General features: G+C 69.9%; 12 protein-coding genes. 1 reads left to right on the top strand and 11 read right to left on the bottom strand.

Annotated elements, in window-relative coordinates:
* Nucleotides 1-4 precede the first annotated feature (4 nt).
* From HNR11_RS10245 to HNR11_RS10205, 9 genes are all read right to left on the bottom strand, one after another.
* Complete coding sequence (locus HNR11_RS10245) at nucleotides 5-409, bottom strand: FKBP-type peptidyl-prolyl cis-trans isomerase (RefSeq protein ID WP_058889377.1); 405 nt, start codon at nucleotides 407-409, stop codon at nucleotides 5-7.
* Complete coding sequence (locus tag HNR11_RS10240) at nucleotides 409-1,548, bottom strand: FKBP-type peptidyl-prolyl cis-trans isomerase (RefSeq protein WP_179442181.1); 1,140 nt, start codon at nucleotides 1,546-1,548, stop codon at nucleotides 409-411. Before HNR11_RS10240 ends, HNR11_RS10245 begins: the two co-directional genes overlap by 1 nt.
* Before the next feature lie 78 nt (nucleotides 1,549-1,626).
* Nucleotides 1,627-3,120, bottom strand: a complete 1,494-nt coding sequence (pafA, locus tag HNR11_RS10235) for a Pup--protein ligase (RefSeq protein ID WP_179442180.1) — start codon at nucleotides 3,118-3,120, stop codon at nucleotides 1,627-1,629.
* Nucleotides 3,121-3,126: 6 nt separating this feature from the next.
* Nucleotides 3,127-3,324: a ubiquitin-like protein Pup gene (locus tag HNR11_RS10230; RefSeq protein WP_058889380.1), complete on the bottom strand. Its 198-nt coding sequence runs from the start codon at nucleotides 3,322-3,324 to the stop codon at nucleotides 3,127-3,129.
* Nucleotides 3,325-3,367: 43 nt separating this feature from the next.
* On the bottom strand, nucleotides 3,368-5,107 hold the full coding sequence (dop, locus tag HNR11_RS10225) for a depupylase/deamidase Dop (protein ID WP_179442179.1): 1,740 nt from the start codon (nucleotides 5,105-5,107) through the stop codon (nucleotides 3,368-3,370).
* Complete coding sequence (gene arc / locus HNR11_RS10220; RefSeq protein WP_343050649.1) at nucleotides 5,104-7,008, bottom strand: proteasome ATPase; 1,905 nt, start codon at nucleotides 7,006-7,008, stop codon at nucleotides 5,104-5,106. The genes dop and arc overlap by 4 nt, the downstream gene beginning before the upstream one ends.
* Complete coding sequence (locus tag HNR11_RS10215) at nucleotides 7,001-8,005, bottom strand: tRNA (adenine-N1)-methyltransferase (protein ID WP_083505008.1); 1,005 nt, start codon at nucleotides 8,003-8,005, stop codon at nucleotides 7,001-7,003. The genes arc and HNR11_RS10215 overlap by 8 nt, the downstream gene beginning before the upstream one ends.
* Nucleotides 8,006-8,184: 179 nt before the next feature.
* A complete protein-coding gene (locus HNR11_RS10210) occupies nucleotides 8,185-8,943 on the bottom strand; it encodes a site-2 protease family protein (RefSeq protein WP_179442178.1) in 759 nt (252 codons plus the stop codon).
* Nucleotides 8,940-9,689, bottom strand: coding sequence for an HAD family hydrolase (locus HNR11_RS10205; protein ID WP_246310382.1), 750 nt, complete (start codon nucleotides 9,687-9,689; stop codon nucleotides 8,940-8,942). The genes HNR11_RS10210 and HNR11_RS10205 overlap by 4 nt, the downstream gene beginning before the upstream one ends.
* Before the next feature lie 52 nt (nucleotides 9,690-9,741).
* Between HNR11_RS10205 and HNR11_RS10200 the strand changes: the two genes are divergently transcribed.
* On the top strand, nucleotides 9,742-10,725 hold the full coding sequence (locus tag HNR11_RS10200) for a PAC2 family protein (RefSeq protein ID WP_232301809.1): 984 nt from the start codon (nucleotides 9,742-9,744) through the stop codon (nucleotides 10,723-10,725).
* A gap of 126 nt (nucleotides 10,726-10,851) precedes the next feature.
* Here HNR11_RS10200 and mshC read toward each other — a convergent pair whose 3' ends face one another.
* Nucleotides 10,852-12,222 (bottom strand): cysteine--1-D-myo-inosityl 2-amino-2-deoxy-alpha-D-glucopyranoside ligase, encoded by a 1,371-nt coding sequence (mshC, locus tag HNR11_RS10195; RefSeq protein ID WP_179442177.1) that lies wholly within the window; start codon nucleotides 12,220-12,222, stop codon nucleotides 10,852-10,854.
* A 114-nt stretch (nucleotides 12,223-12,336) separates the two neighbouring features.
* Complete coding sequence (locus HNR11_RS10190) at nucleotides 12,337-13,164, bottom strand: undecaprenyl-diphosphate phosphatase (protein WP_058889386.1); 828 nt, start codon at nucleotides 13,162-13,164, stop codon at nucleotides 12,337-12,339.
* Nucleotides 13,165-13,288: the final 124 nt, after the last annotated feature.

Here is a 13,288-nt window from a genome sequence, read left to right as displayed (position 1 = left end):
CGGATCAGGAGGCCTTGCGGACGCTGACCAGGTCCACCACGAAGATCAGGGTCTCGTTGGGTCCGATGGCGGCGCCGGCGCCCTGCTCGCCGTAGGCCAGGTGCGGCGGGATCTCGAAGCGACGTCGAGCGCCCTCCTTCATCCCGATCAGTCCCTGGTCCCAGCCCTGGATGACCTGACCGATGCCCGCGGTGAAGTCCAGGGTCTGCCCGCGGTTCCAGGAGGCGTCGAACTCTTCGCCGGTGGACCAGGAGACTCCCACGTAGTGGCAGGAGATGGAGTCGCCGGGCTCCACGGCGTGTCCGCCGCCGGCGATGAGCTCCTCGATGACCAGTTCCTCGGGCGGGGTGTCGCCGGGGAAGTCCACCTCGGGGCGGGTGCGGTCATAGCTGCGCTGGCCGAAAGACATCAGTCGGTCTCCTCATCAGTTGCTTCGTCGCTGTCTGCATCGTTGTTGTTCTCGGCGCCCTCGCCGCCGGCGTCCTCGCCGCCTTCGGCACCCTCGCCGCCGCCCTGCTCGGCCTCCATCTGCTCGATCATCTCCTGGATCTCCTCCTCGGAGAGTTCGGGCTGGCCGGACTGGGGGGCGGGCGCGGCGGCCTGCGGCGCCTCGGCGGAGGCGATCAGGTCGACGACGAAGATCAGGGTCTCCCCTGCCAGCTCATGCTCGGTGCCCTCTTCGGCGTCCTCGTCGCTCTCTCCGTAGCCGGACTCCGGTGGGATGACCAGCAGCACCCGGGAGCCGACCTGCTGACCTTCCAGGCCTTCGGCCCATCCGGGGACCAGGTTGCTCAGCGGGAAGCCGGCCGGTCCGGCGTCGTCCTCGTCCTCATCCTGGGGCCAGTTGGAGTCGAAGAGCTCGCCGTCGGACCACTTCCAGCCGGAGTAGCGCACCACGACCTGATCGTCGGCGGCCACCTCCTCGCCGTCGCCCTGGATGAGCACCTCGGTGCTGACCTCTTCGGGCGCGTCGCCCTCATTGCCGCCGAGCAGCTCCGGGAGCGTGCCTTCCTCGTTCTCGATCTCGGGCAGCTCGCCGTCCTGCTCCTGGACCTCGCCCTCGGCGAAGGCCGGGGACTGGCCCTCCACGCGCAGCACCAGCAGCGTGGCCTGGGCGCCGGTCTCGGCGTCGGCGGGCTCGAAGAGCGCGATCTCGGACCCGATGGTGAGGTCGGTGTCGGTGAGCGAGTCGTAGATGAATTCGCTCTGCTCCTGCATCTGCGGCAGGTAGATCATCGAGGGGTTGTCCTCGCTGAAGCTCTCCTCCTGGACCTCACCGGTGGAGGGGTCCGCCACGGCGTGGGAGACCTCGAGGATCTGCTCCTCGTCGAGGTCCTCGCCGTCGCCGCGATCGAGCACCCGGGAGGCTTCCTCCTCGAGCTCGAGCGGGCTGCGCAGGATGACCTCCGGGGAGCCCTCCTCGGTGAAGTGCAGGTCCACCCCGGAGAGTGCGTCGGTGTCGCCCAGCCCGTCGTCGGAGCACGCGGTGAGCAGCAGAACTGCTGGGACGGACAGAGCCACGCAGGTGCGGCGGAACGAAGAATGCACGGTGTTTCCTTCAGCTTGAACGGCGAGGCGAGATGGTCTGGGCCTGACCAGCACTGTACAGGCCGGGTACCGGGTTCGTCAGATCAGCGGAGGCTCAGCAAGCTCCGGGGCGCGCCCCAGCTTGTAGCGTTCGCTGAGCGCCAGCGGGAGCTCCTGGGCGCGGCGTTCGGACAGGGTCTGCTCGCTCAGCGAAGCCACCCGGTCTCCGAGCCGATCCAGCAGGGCGTCCATCCGGGGATCCTCGGCGCTGAGCGGGTCCTTGAGCATCAGCGCCTCCAGCGGCCGGTCCACCAGCTTGTGGTGCACCCAGTCCACGGTGTGCTCGGCACCCAGCGCCCGGGCAGTGGAGAGGAAGCGCCCGCGCAGCGCCGCCCGGGTGGTGGCCGGCGGGTCGACGATCGCGCGTTGGATCCGCTCGGGTGCCAGCTGTGTGCTGACCCGCCCGTGGGCCGCCATCAGGTTGAACACCCCGCGAGTGGGGTGGACGTCGTGGTAGGCCATGTCGAGCTGTTCCAGCTTCGGGTGCCCCATGGGCAGGCTCCCGCGCTCGGCGACGTCGGTGAGCAGGCGCTTCTTGATCGCCCAGTCGATGTCGCGCTCGATCGGGGTGTGGTCGCCGCTGGAGACCGCCTGCAGGGTGCGCTCCCAGAGTTCGAAGATCTGCTCCACGCCCGCATGGTGCGCGCCGTTCTCGCGGACGAAGCGCCGCGCCCGGTCCAGCAGCCGGGCCTGGATCTCCACGGCGGTCTGCAGGCCCCCGTTGCGGATCTTCACGGCGGCCTTCCCGGTGATGTCGTGGCTGATGTGCCGGATCGCCCCGATCGGGTTCTCCAGCTCGAAGTCTCCCACCGGGACCCCGGACTCGACCATCCGCAGCACCAGGTCGGTGGCGCCGTAGCGCAGCAGGCTGGTGGTCTCGGACATGTTGGAGTCGCCCACGATCACATGCAGCCGGCGGTGCACCGCGGCGTCGGAGTGCGGCTCGTCGCGGGTGTTGATGATCGGCCGGGAGCGGGTGGTGGCCGAGGAGATGCCCTCCCACATGTGGTCCGCCCGCTGGGAGAACGCGTAGTGCGCCGGGGACTCGTCCGTGGCCGGGACCAGCCGGCCGGCGCCGACCATGATCTGCCGCGTGACCAGGAAGGGCAGCAGGATCGTGGAGAGCCGCCGGAAATGGGTGGTGCGCGGGATCAGGTAGTTCTCGTGGCTGCCGTAGGAGTTGCCCTGGGAGTCCACGTTGTTCTTGAACAGGTAGACGCTGCCGTCGAAGCCGTCCTCGGTCATCGCCGCCTCGGCGCGCTGCGCCAGGTCGTGCATGATCAGCTCACCGGCGCGGTCGGAGGCGATCAGGTCCAGCAGGTCGTCGCATTCCGCGGTGGCGTACTCCGGGTGGGAGCCCACGTCGAGGTAGAGCCGGGAGGCGTTGGGGATGAAGACGTTCGAGCTTCTCCCCCAGCGCAGCACCGGGCGGAAGAGGTAGCGGGCCACCTCGTCCGGGGGCAGGCCACGGCGGGTGCGGCCGTGGTGGGTGATGCCGAACTCGGTCTCGACCCCGATGACGCGCCGATCCATGGGCGGCTACTCGCCGCCCTTCTGCACGTAGCCCTTGACGAACTCCTCGGCGTTGGACTCCAGCACCGAATCGATCTCATCGAGCAGGCTGTCGAGCTCCCCGGCGCGCTTCTGGGCCTGCGCGTTGCCGCCGACCGCCGACTGATCGGGGGCCGCGCCGTCGTCGTCTCCGCCCTGGGGGCGCTTCTGCGGTTGAGTGGACATGATCTCTCCTTCTCTGAGCCCTGCGGTTCAGCGACTCAGCAGTCTATTGACCCAGCAGCCGCTGGAGTCCGGTGATGAGGTCCTCGGGGCGCGCCGCGCTGCTCAGTGTATTCTCCGTCGCGGCGCGGGTCCCGGTGTAGGGATCCGGCAGCCCCAGCCGCACCACCGGGGAGACCTCGTCGGCGCGCAGCAGGATCTGGTCCCAGCTGGCTCCGACGACGACGTCGGCGTGGCCGCTGACCAGCGCACCGCGCAGCCAGGCGCGGGTCTCCTCGGGCGGGTGCTCCGCGGCCCAGTCGATCTGCTCATCGGTGAAGAGCCGGCGCATCCGGCCGGCGCGGGCCAGCTTGTGATAGAGCCCCTTCTCCGGGCGCAGGTCCGCGTACTGCAGATCCACCATGCCCAGCAGCGGAGCGTCCCAGGCCAGTCCGTCGCGGCGCCGGTAGGACTCGAGCAGGCTCAGCTTCGCGATCCAGTCCACCCGGTCCGCGGCGCGGTAGAGGTCCTGGTGAAGGTCGACCAGCAGCTCCTCCCATGCCTCGAGGACCTCGGCGGTCTCGGCGTCGGGCACTGCCGGGCCGGCGGCGAGGCCGGTCTTCTCCCGTTCCCAGTCCAGGGCGGCCTGCAGGTAGAGCCGCTGGATCTGCACCGCGGTGAGCTCCCCGCGGGAGGTGGGCACCGTGGCGGTGAGCGTGGGGTCATGCGAGATGGTCTTCAGCGCCGCCACCGGATCATTCAGGCTCAGCTCCGGGGCACGTCCGGATTCGATGAGGTCCAGCACCAGCGCGGTGCTGCCCACCCGCATCCAGGCGGAGTATTCGCTCATATTGGCGTCGCCGATGATCACGTGCAGCCGGCGGAACCGGTCGTGATCGGCGTGCGGCTCATCCCGGGTGTTGATGATCGGGCGGCGCACCGTGGTCTCCAGGCCGACCTGTTCTTCGAAGAAGTCCGCGCGCTGAGAGATCTGATACCCGGGCTGTGCGCTGGTCTGTCCGAGCCCCACCCGGCCGGCGCCGCAGAGGATCTGTCGGGTGGTGAAGAAGGGCAGCAGTCCGGCCACGAGCGCGTCGAAGTCCACGCTGCGCGGGACCAGGTAGTTCTCGTGGGCCCCGTAGGAGACCGACTTGTTGTCGGTGTTGTTCTTATACAGCAGCACCTGCGGGGCGTGCTGCTCCTGGCTGAGCCGGTGGGCGGCGGCGAGCGCGACCCGATCCCCGGCCACGTCGTAGAGCACCGCGCGGCGGGCTCCCACGGCCTCGGGCGCGGAGTACTCCGGGTGGGCGTGGTCCACGTAGAACCGGGCCCCGTTGCCCAGGACCAGGTTCATCAGCAGCTGCGGGGCGCCCTCCTCGGCCTGGAAGAACTCTCCGCGCCAGTGCGGCGAGCCGGGGGCGTGGAAAGAACCGGCGGCATCGGCCGGGCTGGGGTCTCCCCCGCTGACGTTGCCCAGCGCGTCGCGGACCGGGCCCTGGCCGGGCTCCTGTTCGGTGGCGTGGGTCAGCGCGTCGTCGTGCTCCGCATGGCGCAGCGACTCACCGGTGTCTGTGAGCTGGGAGGGGTGCGCGGCGGAACGCGGCAGCACCCACCCGCGCGCGTCCACCAGCGGGGATTCGGACTGGTAGTCCCATTCGGTGCCGGCCACCGCCCCGCCGCTCTCCGTGACGTGGGCCGCGTAGGCGTTGACCAGCTCGATGGAGAGCGCCACGTGGCTGGCCCGGGGGTTGGCGGGAGCGTGGATCCCGTACTCGGTCTCCATCCCGATCAGCCGGCGCACGCTCATCCGCGCACCTCGGCGTCCTGGGAGGATCCGGAGGCGTCGGCAGCTCCGGCTGCGACCTCAGGCCCGGCTCCGGCGGCGTCCTCAGACCCGGCTCCGGCGTGGGTCGCGGCCTCTCCGGGACGCTCGATCCGGACCACCGGGGACGTGGAGGCCCCCACCACGCGGGCCCAGGCCTGCGGGTCTGCGGTGTTGACCAGGTCCTCCTGGTCGCGCAGCTCCTCCTCGGCCGCGGCGAGCAGGTGCTCGCGCGTGAGGCCCTTCTGGCTCGGGTCGGTGCCGGCGCGCAGGAAGTCCTTGATCGCGGCCTTCTTCGCCCGGTCCACGATGTTGCTGAGCACCGCACCGGACATGAAGTCCGCGGCCTGGAAGCCGGTCTGGCTGCCATCGGCGTGGATCAGGCGCAGCCGTGCCTGCGGGGTCGCCGGGAAGAGCCGGTCCAGCAGCGCGTCGACCAGAGCGGCGACGGCGGCGCTGCGGTCCCCGTGGGCGGCGAGCAGGTCTGGGTGCAGCGGGACCTCCGAGCCGAGGTGGATGCCCAGGATCTCCCCGGCGCCCTCGCGGCCGGGGCGCTGGACCCGGATCTTCACGTCCAGCCGGCCCGGGCGCAGGATGGCCGGGTCGATCATGTCTTCCCGGTTGGACGCGCCGATCACGATCACATTCTCCAGGGATTCCACCCCGTCGATCTCGGCGAGCAGCTGGGGCACGATGGTGGTCTCCACATCGGAGGAGACTCCCGAGCCGCGGGTGCGGAACAGCGCCTCCATCTCATCGAAGAAGACCACCACGGGCTGCCCGGCGGAGGCCCGTTCGCGGGCCCGGGAGAAGATCACCCGGATGTGCCGCTCGGTCTCGCCCACGTATTTGTTCAGCAGCTCCGGGCCCTTGATGTTCAGGAAGAAGGCACCCTTCTCACCGGCCGGCTTCTCACTGGCCGCCGTGACGCCGGCGCCCGTCTCCCCGCGCGCGGGGAGGCCGCTGGAGGCCAACGAGCTGGCCACCGCCTTGGCGATCATGGTCTTGCCACAGCCAGGAGGCCCGTAGAGCAGGATTCCCTTGGGCGCGCGCAGCCCGTGCTCGCGGTAGAGGTCCGCGTGCAGGAAGGGCAGCTCCACGGCGTCGCGGATCGCTTCGATCTGCTCCGCCAGGCCGCCGATGTCGGAATAGGAGACATCCGGTGACTCCTCAAGCACCACGTCCTCGACCTCGGAGAGCGGCACGATCTCGGTGGCGGTCCCGGTGCGCAGGTCCACCATCACCGCGTCGCCCACGCGGGCGCTGTGCAGTCCTTCGCGCTGCGCGGCGGCGGTGGCGGCCTCGGTGAGGGTGACCACTCGTTCATCCTCGCCGCGGGAGATGATCACCAGCCGGGAGTCGGGCAGCACCTCCTTGACCCGGGCGAGCTCCCCGGTGCGCTCGGCGCCGAGGATCGCGACCACGGTGAAGTTCTCATTCAGCAGCACCTCATCCCCGGCCTGCAGCTGCTCCGGGCTGATCAGCGGGGACAGGCTGACCCGCAGCTTGCGCCCGGCCTGCAGGATGTCGACTCCGGCCACGGTCGCGGCCTGGATCTCGCGGCCCTCGGACTGCGGGTGCTCGGGCCGGTAGCCGATCACGGTGCCGAAGGTGAACGGCGCCTGCCCGTCGGCCTGCAGCGCGTTGCGCAGCTGGGAGATCTCATTCCGGGTGGTCTCCAGCAGGTCAGCCATCCGCTGGTTGTTCCGCCCGGCGGTCTTCAGCTGCTCCTCGAGGGTCTTGGCGCGGCTGCGCATGGTGTCCAGCTGACGGTGCGCCTGCTGAAGCCGCTGCAGCTGCTGCTGCGCCTCACGGGACTGGGCGGGACTGGACTGGGCAGGGCTGGACTGGGCGGTGTTGTCAGGGTTGCCGGTCTGCTCACTCACGGGTGAACACCTCCTTGGCCTGGGCGGCGATCTTCTGTGAATAGGCCGCAGCCTTGCGGGCCTTCTTCCCGGAGACGGTGCGGGTCTTCAGGCTGGCCTCGTCCCAGACGGCCTCCGGGTCGTTGGCGGGCCAGGCGGCGCGGTCCTCCTCGCTGGCCACCGAGACCTTCTCCCGCTTCTTCAGCTGCAGCGGGGTCTGGTCATCGGCGAGTCGGCGGGCCGAGAGCAGGAACCCGGTGTGGGCGACCATCCGGTGGTCCGGGCGCACCGCGAGCCCGTCCAGATGCCAGGTGCGCAGCATGGTCTCGTGCGCCTCAGGCTCGGTGAAGCCCTGCGAGGCGCGGATCTCCTCGGCCAGGCGGGAGAGCTGGGTGACTGAGGCGACGTAGCTCACCCAGACCCCGCCGGGTGCCAGCACGGTCTTCACCGCGTCCAGGCATTCCCAGGGGGCCAGCATGTCCAGCACCACCCGGTCCACGCTTCCGGGGGCCTCCACGGTGAGGACCTCCTCCTGCATGTCCCCGAGGTAGACCTCCCAGCCAGGGTGGGGCTCGCCGAAGAAGGCCTCGACGTTGCCCACGGCGATCTCCTTGAAGTCGGCCCGGCGCTCATAGGAGTGCAGCACCCCGCTCTCCCCCACCGCGCGCAGCAGCGAGATGGACAGCGCGCCGGAGCCCACACCGGCCTCCACCACGCGTGCCCCAGGGAAGATGTCCGCGACCTGCACGATCTGCGCGGAGTCCTTCGGGTAGACCACGGTGGCCCCGCGCGGCATGGAGAGCACGAAGTCGTTCAGCAGCGGGCGCAGCACCTGGTACTCGTGGCCGGCGTCGTTGGCCACCAGGATGCCTTCGCTGGCACCGATGAGCAGATCGTGGCGCAGCACCCCCTGATGGGTGTGCCATTCCCCGCCGGGCTGCAGGGTGATGGTGCTGGGCCGGCCCTTACGGTCGGTGAGCTGCACCCGCTGGCCCGCGCGCAGCGGACCAGAGCGCATATGCGCCCCGATGGGACCGGTGGGGGTGCTCGCCTGGGACTCGCCGGAGGTGCTGGAGGTCACTGAAACTCGCTCTCTGAGGTGCTGCGGCTCCGCCGCCCGTGATCCGGTGCGTGCGGACGTATCGTCTGGGTTCAGCCTATCCCCGTCAGGCCCTGGGCATCAGCGCGAGCTGAGTCTCAGCGGGCCCGGCCCAGCCGGGCGTTGGCCACCCGCACGGTCTCTGAGGCGCCCTGCCAGAGGAAGAAGCTGACCATCACGGTCACCACGACCACCACCAGGCTCACCTCCCGCGCTCCGGAGATCACCACTGCTGCCAGTCCTGCCAGCAGCAGGACGACGACGACGCGCCCGGCCCACCCGGCGGCGCGCATCCCGCGGTCCTGGTTGCCCGTGGCGGCCCAGACCGCGGACTCCACGATCCGCCCGCCATCCAGCGGCAGCCCGGGCAGCAGGTTGAAGATCCCGACGAAGAAGTTCACCAGCACGGTGACCTGGACCAGCATCGCGGTGACCCCGGTGAGGTCCAGCGCCCCGGAGAGGTAGAAGCCCACGCCGGCGATGACCAGATTTGCCGCGGGTCCGGCCAGAGAGACCGCGAGGGACTTCGCGGGGGTGGCGCGGTGGGCCAGGAACTCGGTGTGTCCGCCCCAGAGGTTCAGCTCGATCTCGGTGGTGGGCCAGCCGAAGGAGCGGGCCGCCAGGGCATGCGCCAGTTCGTGGGCCAGGACCGAGACCATCAGCAGCACGGCGTAGCCCAGCGCCACCAGGTAGGCCAGGGCGCCGAGCTCCGGGAAGATCCGCTGCACCTGAGGTCCGAAGAGCGCCACGATCGCGGCGCTGATCAGGAACCAGGAGGCGCGGAAGCGCACCGGAACCCCGGCGACCCGGATCAGCGTCATCGCCTTGCGCGACCTGCCCTGCGGACCTTCGGTCATCGGGGCAGGCGCCGCTCGAGATCCGCCGCGCTGACACCGGCCAGCCCGTCCAGCGTCTGCCAGCGGGCATCGGAGGGGATCGGGGTGTAGTGCGGGACCGCGATGGTGACCAGCCCGGAGTCCGCGGCGGCGGTGACCCCGGGGACCGAGTCTTCGATGGCGATGCAGCGGCTCATCTGCAACGGCTCGCCGCTGCGCTGCGCGTGGTCATCGGACATGGTGCGGAAGGCCTGCAGGTAGGCCTCCGGGTCGGGCTTGCCGCGGCTGACCATGTCTCCGGTGACGAGGAACTCCAGCTGGCCCGCGGGCAGGGCCGCGACCACCGCCTCGGCCAGCGGCTTCTCGCTCATGGTGACCAGGGCGCAGCGCACCCCGGCGGCGTGCAGGTCTGCCAGCAGCTCCCGGGCTCCGGGACGCCATGGCATCTCCGCGGCGGCTCGCGCGGCAACCCGGGTGATCAGGTGATCGATGATCTCGCGCACCGTCATGTCCACCCCGGCCTCGCGCAGCACCGTGGCGCTGTGGCTCAGCGCCTGCCCGACCAGGCTGTGCGCCTGCTCCTGGGACCAGGTGCCGCCGTGGGCCTCGACCAGGGCGCGCTCCTCGGCGATCCAATACGGCTCGGTGTCCACCAGGGTGCCGTCCATGTCCCAGAACACCGCCTGGAGTTCCCCGGAGAGCTCCTCGGAGGGGCGCGCGGCGTCCGCGGTGGAGGGCATGACAGTGGTGGAGGAGGTCGAAGGCATGGGCCCAATCGTACGCTTCCCGTGGGATCGCCACCGGGATAGTGTGAGAAGCGTGAGCGAAGAAACACCGTCTCAGGACTCCTCCCCCGAGGGCCCCGGCGATTCCCCGGAGGCCGGCGATCCCGCGCTGCCTGAGGGCTTCGCGCAGCGCTTCGCCGAGCACCTGAGGGCCAGCCAGACCGCCGCCGCCACCGGACGGGGCGAGGATCCACGGTCTCGGCCCACGGTGATGGTGCTGGCCTTCGAGGGCTGGAACGACGCCGGCGCCGCCGCCTCCTCCGCGGTGCGCGCGGTCGGGCAGGCCTGCGGGGCGGAGCTGATCGGCAAGGTCGAAGATGACGGATATTACGACTACCAGTTCTCGCGCCCGAAGGTGCGCTCCAACGGTGGGCACCGGGAGATCGTCTGGCCCTCCACCAAGATCTACCGCGCCCGACCGGCCCACGCCGCAGTGGACCTGCTGCTGGTCCACGGGGTGGAGCCGAGCTTCCGCTGGCAGGCCTTCACCGCGGACATCCTGACCCGGGCCGCCGAGAACGACGTCTCCGGGATCATCCTGGTGGGCGCGTTGCTCGCCGATGTCCCGCACACCAGGCCGATCCCGGCCTCGCTCTCCAGTGAGGATGTCGCGCTGCAGGAGATCCTGGACATCGACGAGCCCAGCTACGAGGGTCCCACCGGGATCGTCGGGGTGCTGGCGCATACCGCCGCGCAGGCCGGGCTGCCCGCGGTCTCGCTCTGGGCCGCGATTCCGCACTATGTGGGTCAGGCGCCCTCACCGAAGGCGCAGCTGGCGATCATGCGTGAGCTGGAGGACCTGCTGGGTCTGACCCTGGATGAGAGCGAGGTGGTCGAGGACGCCGAGGCATGGGAGCGCGGCGTCGATGATCTCGCCGAGGAGGACACCGAGATCGCGGACTACGTCAAGCGTCTGGAAGAGGCCACGGACACCTCGAACCTTCCCGAGGCCAGCGGCGAGGCGATCGCCCAGGAGTTCGAGCGATACCTGCGCCGTCGCAAGCGCCCGGAAAACTGAGCCCGACGAGACGCCGGAGGACCAGGCGGCTGCGCCTGATCTGAGCACCTGACCACAGGGCCGGGGCTGCGAGCTGAGCCTCGGGGCCGGGTCTCAGCGCGTGGACTCAACACCTGGTGAAGCTGCTCAGCCGGCGGTCTCCACCGAGCCGGCATGGACTCGCGGGGCTGCGGCGACGGCCTGGAGCTCGATGCCCAGCATCGCCTGGACCACGGCGATGACCCGGGTTCGGCTGGTGCCGCCGGCCAGCTGACCGCTGGCCCACATGTCCAAGGTGTCCAGGGCCGCGGGGGCGTTGAGGTTCTGCGACAGCGCCGAGTGCAGCGCGTACTGCAGGTCCTCCGGCACGGCGTCGGCGGTGCCGAGCTCACCGTAGCCATCGGTCTCCGGGGCTTCGGCCAGAGCAGCGTTCCAGCGCTGCCAGCGCTGCGTGGCGGTCTCCAGCAGCTCCGGGGTGTAGCTCCAGTCCGCCCGGTAGTGATGGCTCAGCAGCAGGGTGCGGATCACCTGCGGGTCCACGCCCTCGGCCCGCATCTGGGAGGAGAGCACCAGGTTGCCCTTGGACTTGGACATCTTCTCACCGTCCAGCCCGACCATCCCGGCATGCAGGTAGGTCTCGGCCAGGGCCACGCCGTCGGCGGCGGTCGCGTGCGCGGCGCTGAACTCGTGGTGCGGGAAGCGCAGATCCGAGCCGCCGCCCTGGACCATGAACGGGGCCGGCAGGTGGCGCCGGGCGATCACAGAGCATTCGATGTGCCAGCCGGGACGGCCGCGGCCCAGGCTCGCACCGTCCCAGTGCGGCTCTCCGTTGCGGCGGGCCCGCCACAGCAGCGGGTCCAGCGGGTCGCGCTTGCCGGGCCGTTCCGGGTCCCCGCCGCGCTGCGGGAAGAGCTCTTCCATCTCGGCCCGGTTGTAGTTGCCGATGCTTCCCAGCGTCCAGGGCGTGGTGGCCTGTGCGGCGCTGATGTCGAAGTAGATGTCGAAGGACTCCTGCTCCCCGGGGGTGACCCCCTCGGCGAGTTCCTCCATCGGCACCGGGACCGGGTAGCCCATGCCGAGCTCCACCAGCGCGGCCACGTCCTGGGCGACCACCGGGATGGTCTCCACGGCGCCGAGATAGGTGTTCGGGGCGATCACGCCCAGGGCGGCCATGTCCTCGCGGAAGAGCTCGGTCTGTTCTTCAGCAAGTGAGAACCAGTCCACGCCGGTGGCGGTGGCGCGTTCCAGCAGCGGATCGTCGATATCGGTGACGTTCTGCACGTAGTTCACTTCCAGCCCCGCGGCGCGCCAATAGCGCACCAGCAGGTCGAACTGGATGTAGGTGTTCGCGTGACCCAGGTGGGTGGCGTCATACGGGGTGATCCCGCAGACGTAGAGGGACCCCACGCCGTCGGCGGACTTCACCGGAACCAGGGTGTCCGCCGAGGTGTCGTGCAGCTGCAGGTTCTCCGGCAGCGCAGGCAGGGAGGGAACATCCGGGGAGGTCCACGATTTCACGCGGCGGTCCTTTCACCAGTGGGTCAGCCAGCAGTCATCGAAGGATCCTCAGCGACCGCGCGGTCGCCGAGGCATCCCCTGCCGGGAAGGAAGTCGTTACTGAGGCAACGCCGGTCAGGCGTTGATGATTCCGAGCCCGAGCATCACGTAGACGAAGAGGCCCAGCAGGATCCGGTAGTTCACGAACAAGGTGTAAGAGTTCGTCGAGACATATTTCAGGAACCAGCCGATGATCAGGTAGGCCACGAAGAACCCGACGGCGGTGGCGACCAGCGTCTGTCCCATCGTGTAGGGGCCGGTCTGCTCGCCCAGCGAGCCGAAGAGCTTATAGAACCCGGAGCCGAAGACCGCGGGGATCGCCAGCAGGAAGGAGTACCGGGCCGCGGCTTCACGGGTGTAGCCCATCAGCAGCCCGGCGGTGATGGTGCCGCCGGAGCGGGAGACGCCGGGGATCAGGGCCATGGCCTGGGCGAAGCCGAAGAGGATGCCGTCGCGGACGCTGAGCTCATCCAGGGGTTTGCGCTGTTTGCCGTAGGCGTCGGCGAAGGCCAGCAGCACGCCGAAGACCACGAGCATGGTGGCGGTGAGCCAGAGCGTGCGGAAGACGGATTCGATCATGTCCTCGAGCAGCAGCCCGAGCACCACGATCGGGATGGTGCCCACGATGATCAGCCAGCCCATGCGCACGTCGGCGTCGGAATGCGGCAGTTTGCCCAGGATGGCGGCGAACCAGGCCTTGAGGATCCGGACGATGTCGCGCCAGAAGTAGACCAGCACCGCCAGCTCCGTGCCGAGCTGGGTGATCGCGGTGAAGGCTGCGCCGGGGTCGGCTGCTCCCGGCAGGAACTCCCCCACAATCCGCAGATGCGCGGAGGATGAGATGGGGAGGAACTCTGTCAGGCCTTGCACCAGGCCAAGAATGATCGCTTCTATCCACTGCACAGGCCGAGCCTAGAGCATCCGAGGGCGCTTCCCGGTCACCGACAACGGTGGCGCGGATCACTCCAGGCTGTCAGTCGCCTGAGCGACCCCTGGGATTTGCCTGTTGATCCGTGGGCCTCCGGGC

The sequence above is a fragment of the Nesterenkonia sandarakina genome (assembly GCF_013410215.1).
GTDB classification, from domain to species: Bacteria; Actinomycetota; Actinomycetes; order Actinomycetales; family Micrococcaceae; genus Nesterenkonia; species Nesterenkonia sandarakina.
Note: the sequence above shows the minus strand (reverse complement) of the source record. Positions and strands in the feature narration are given on the sequence as shown.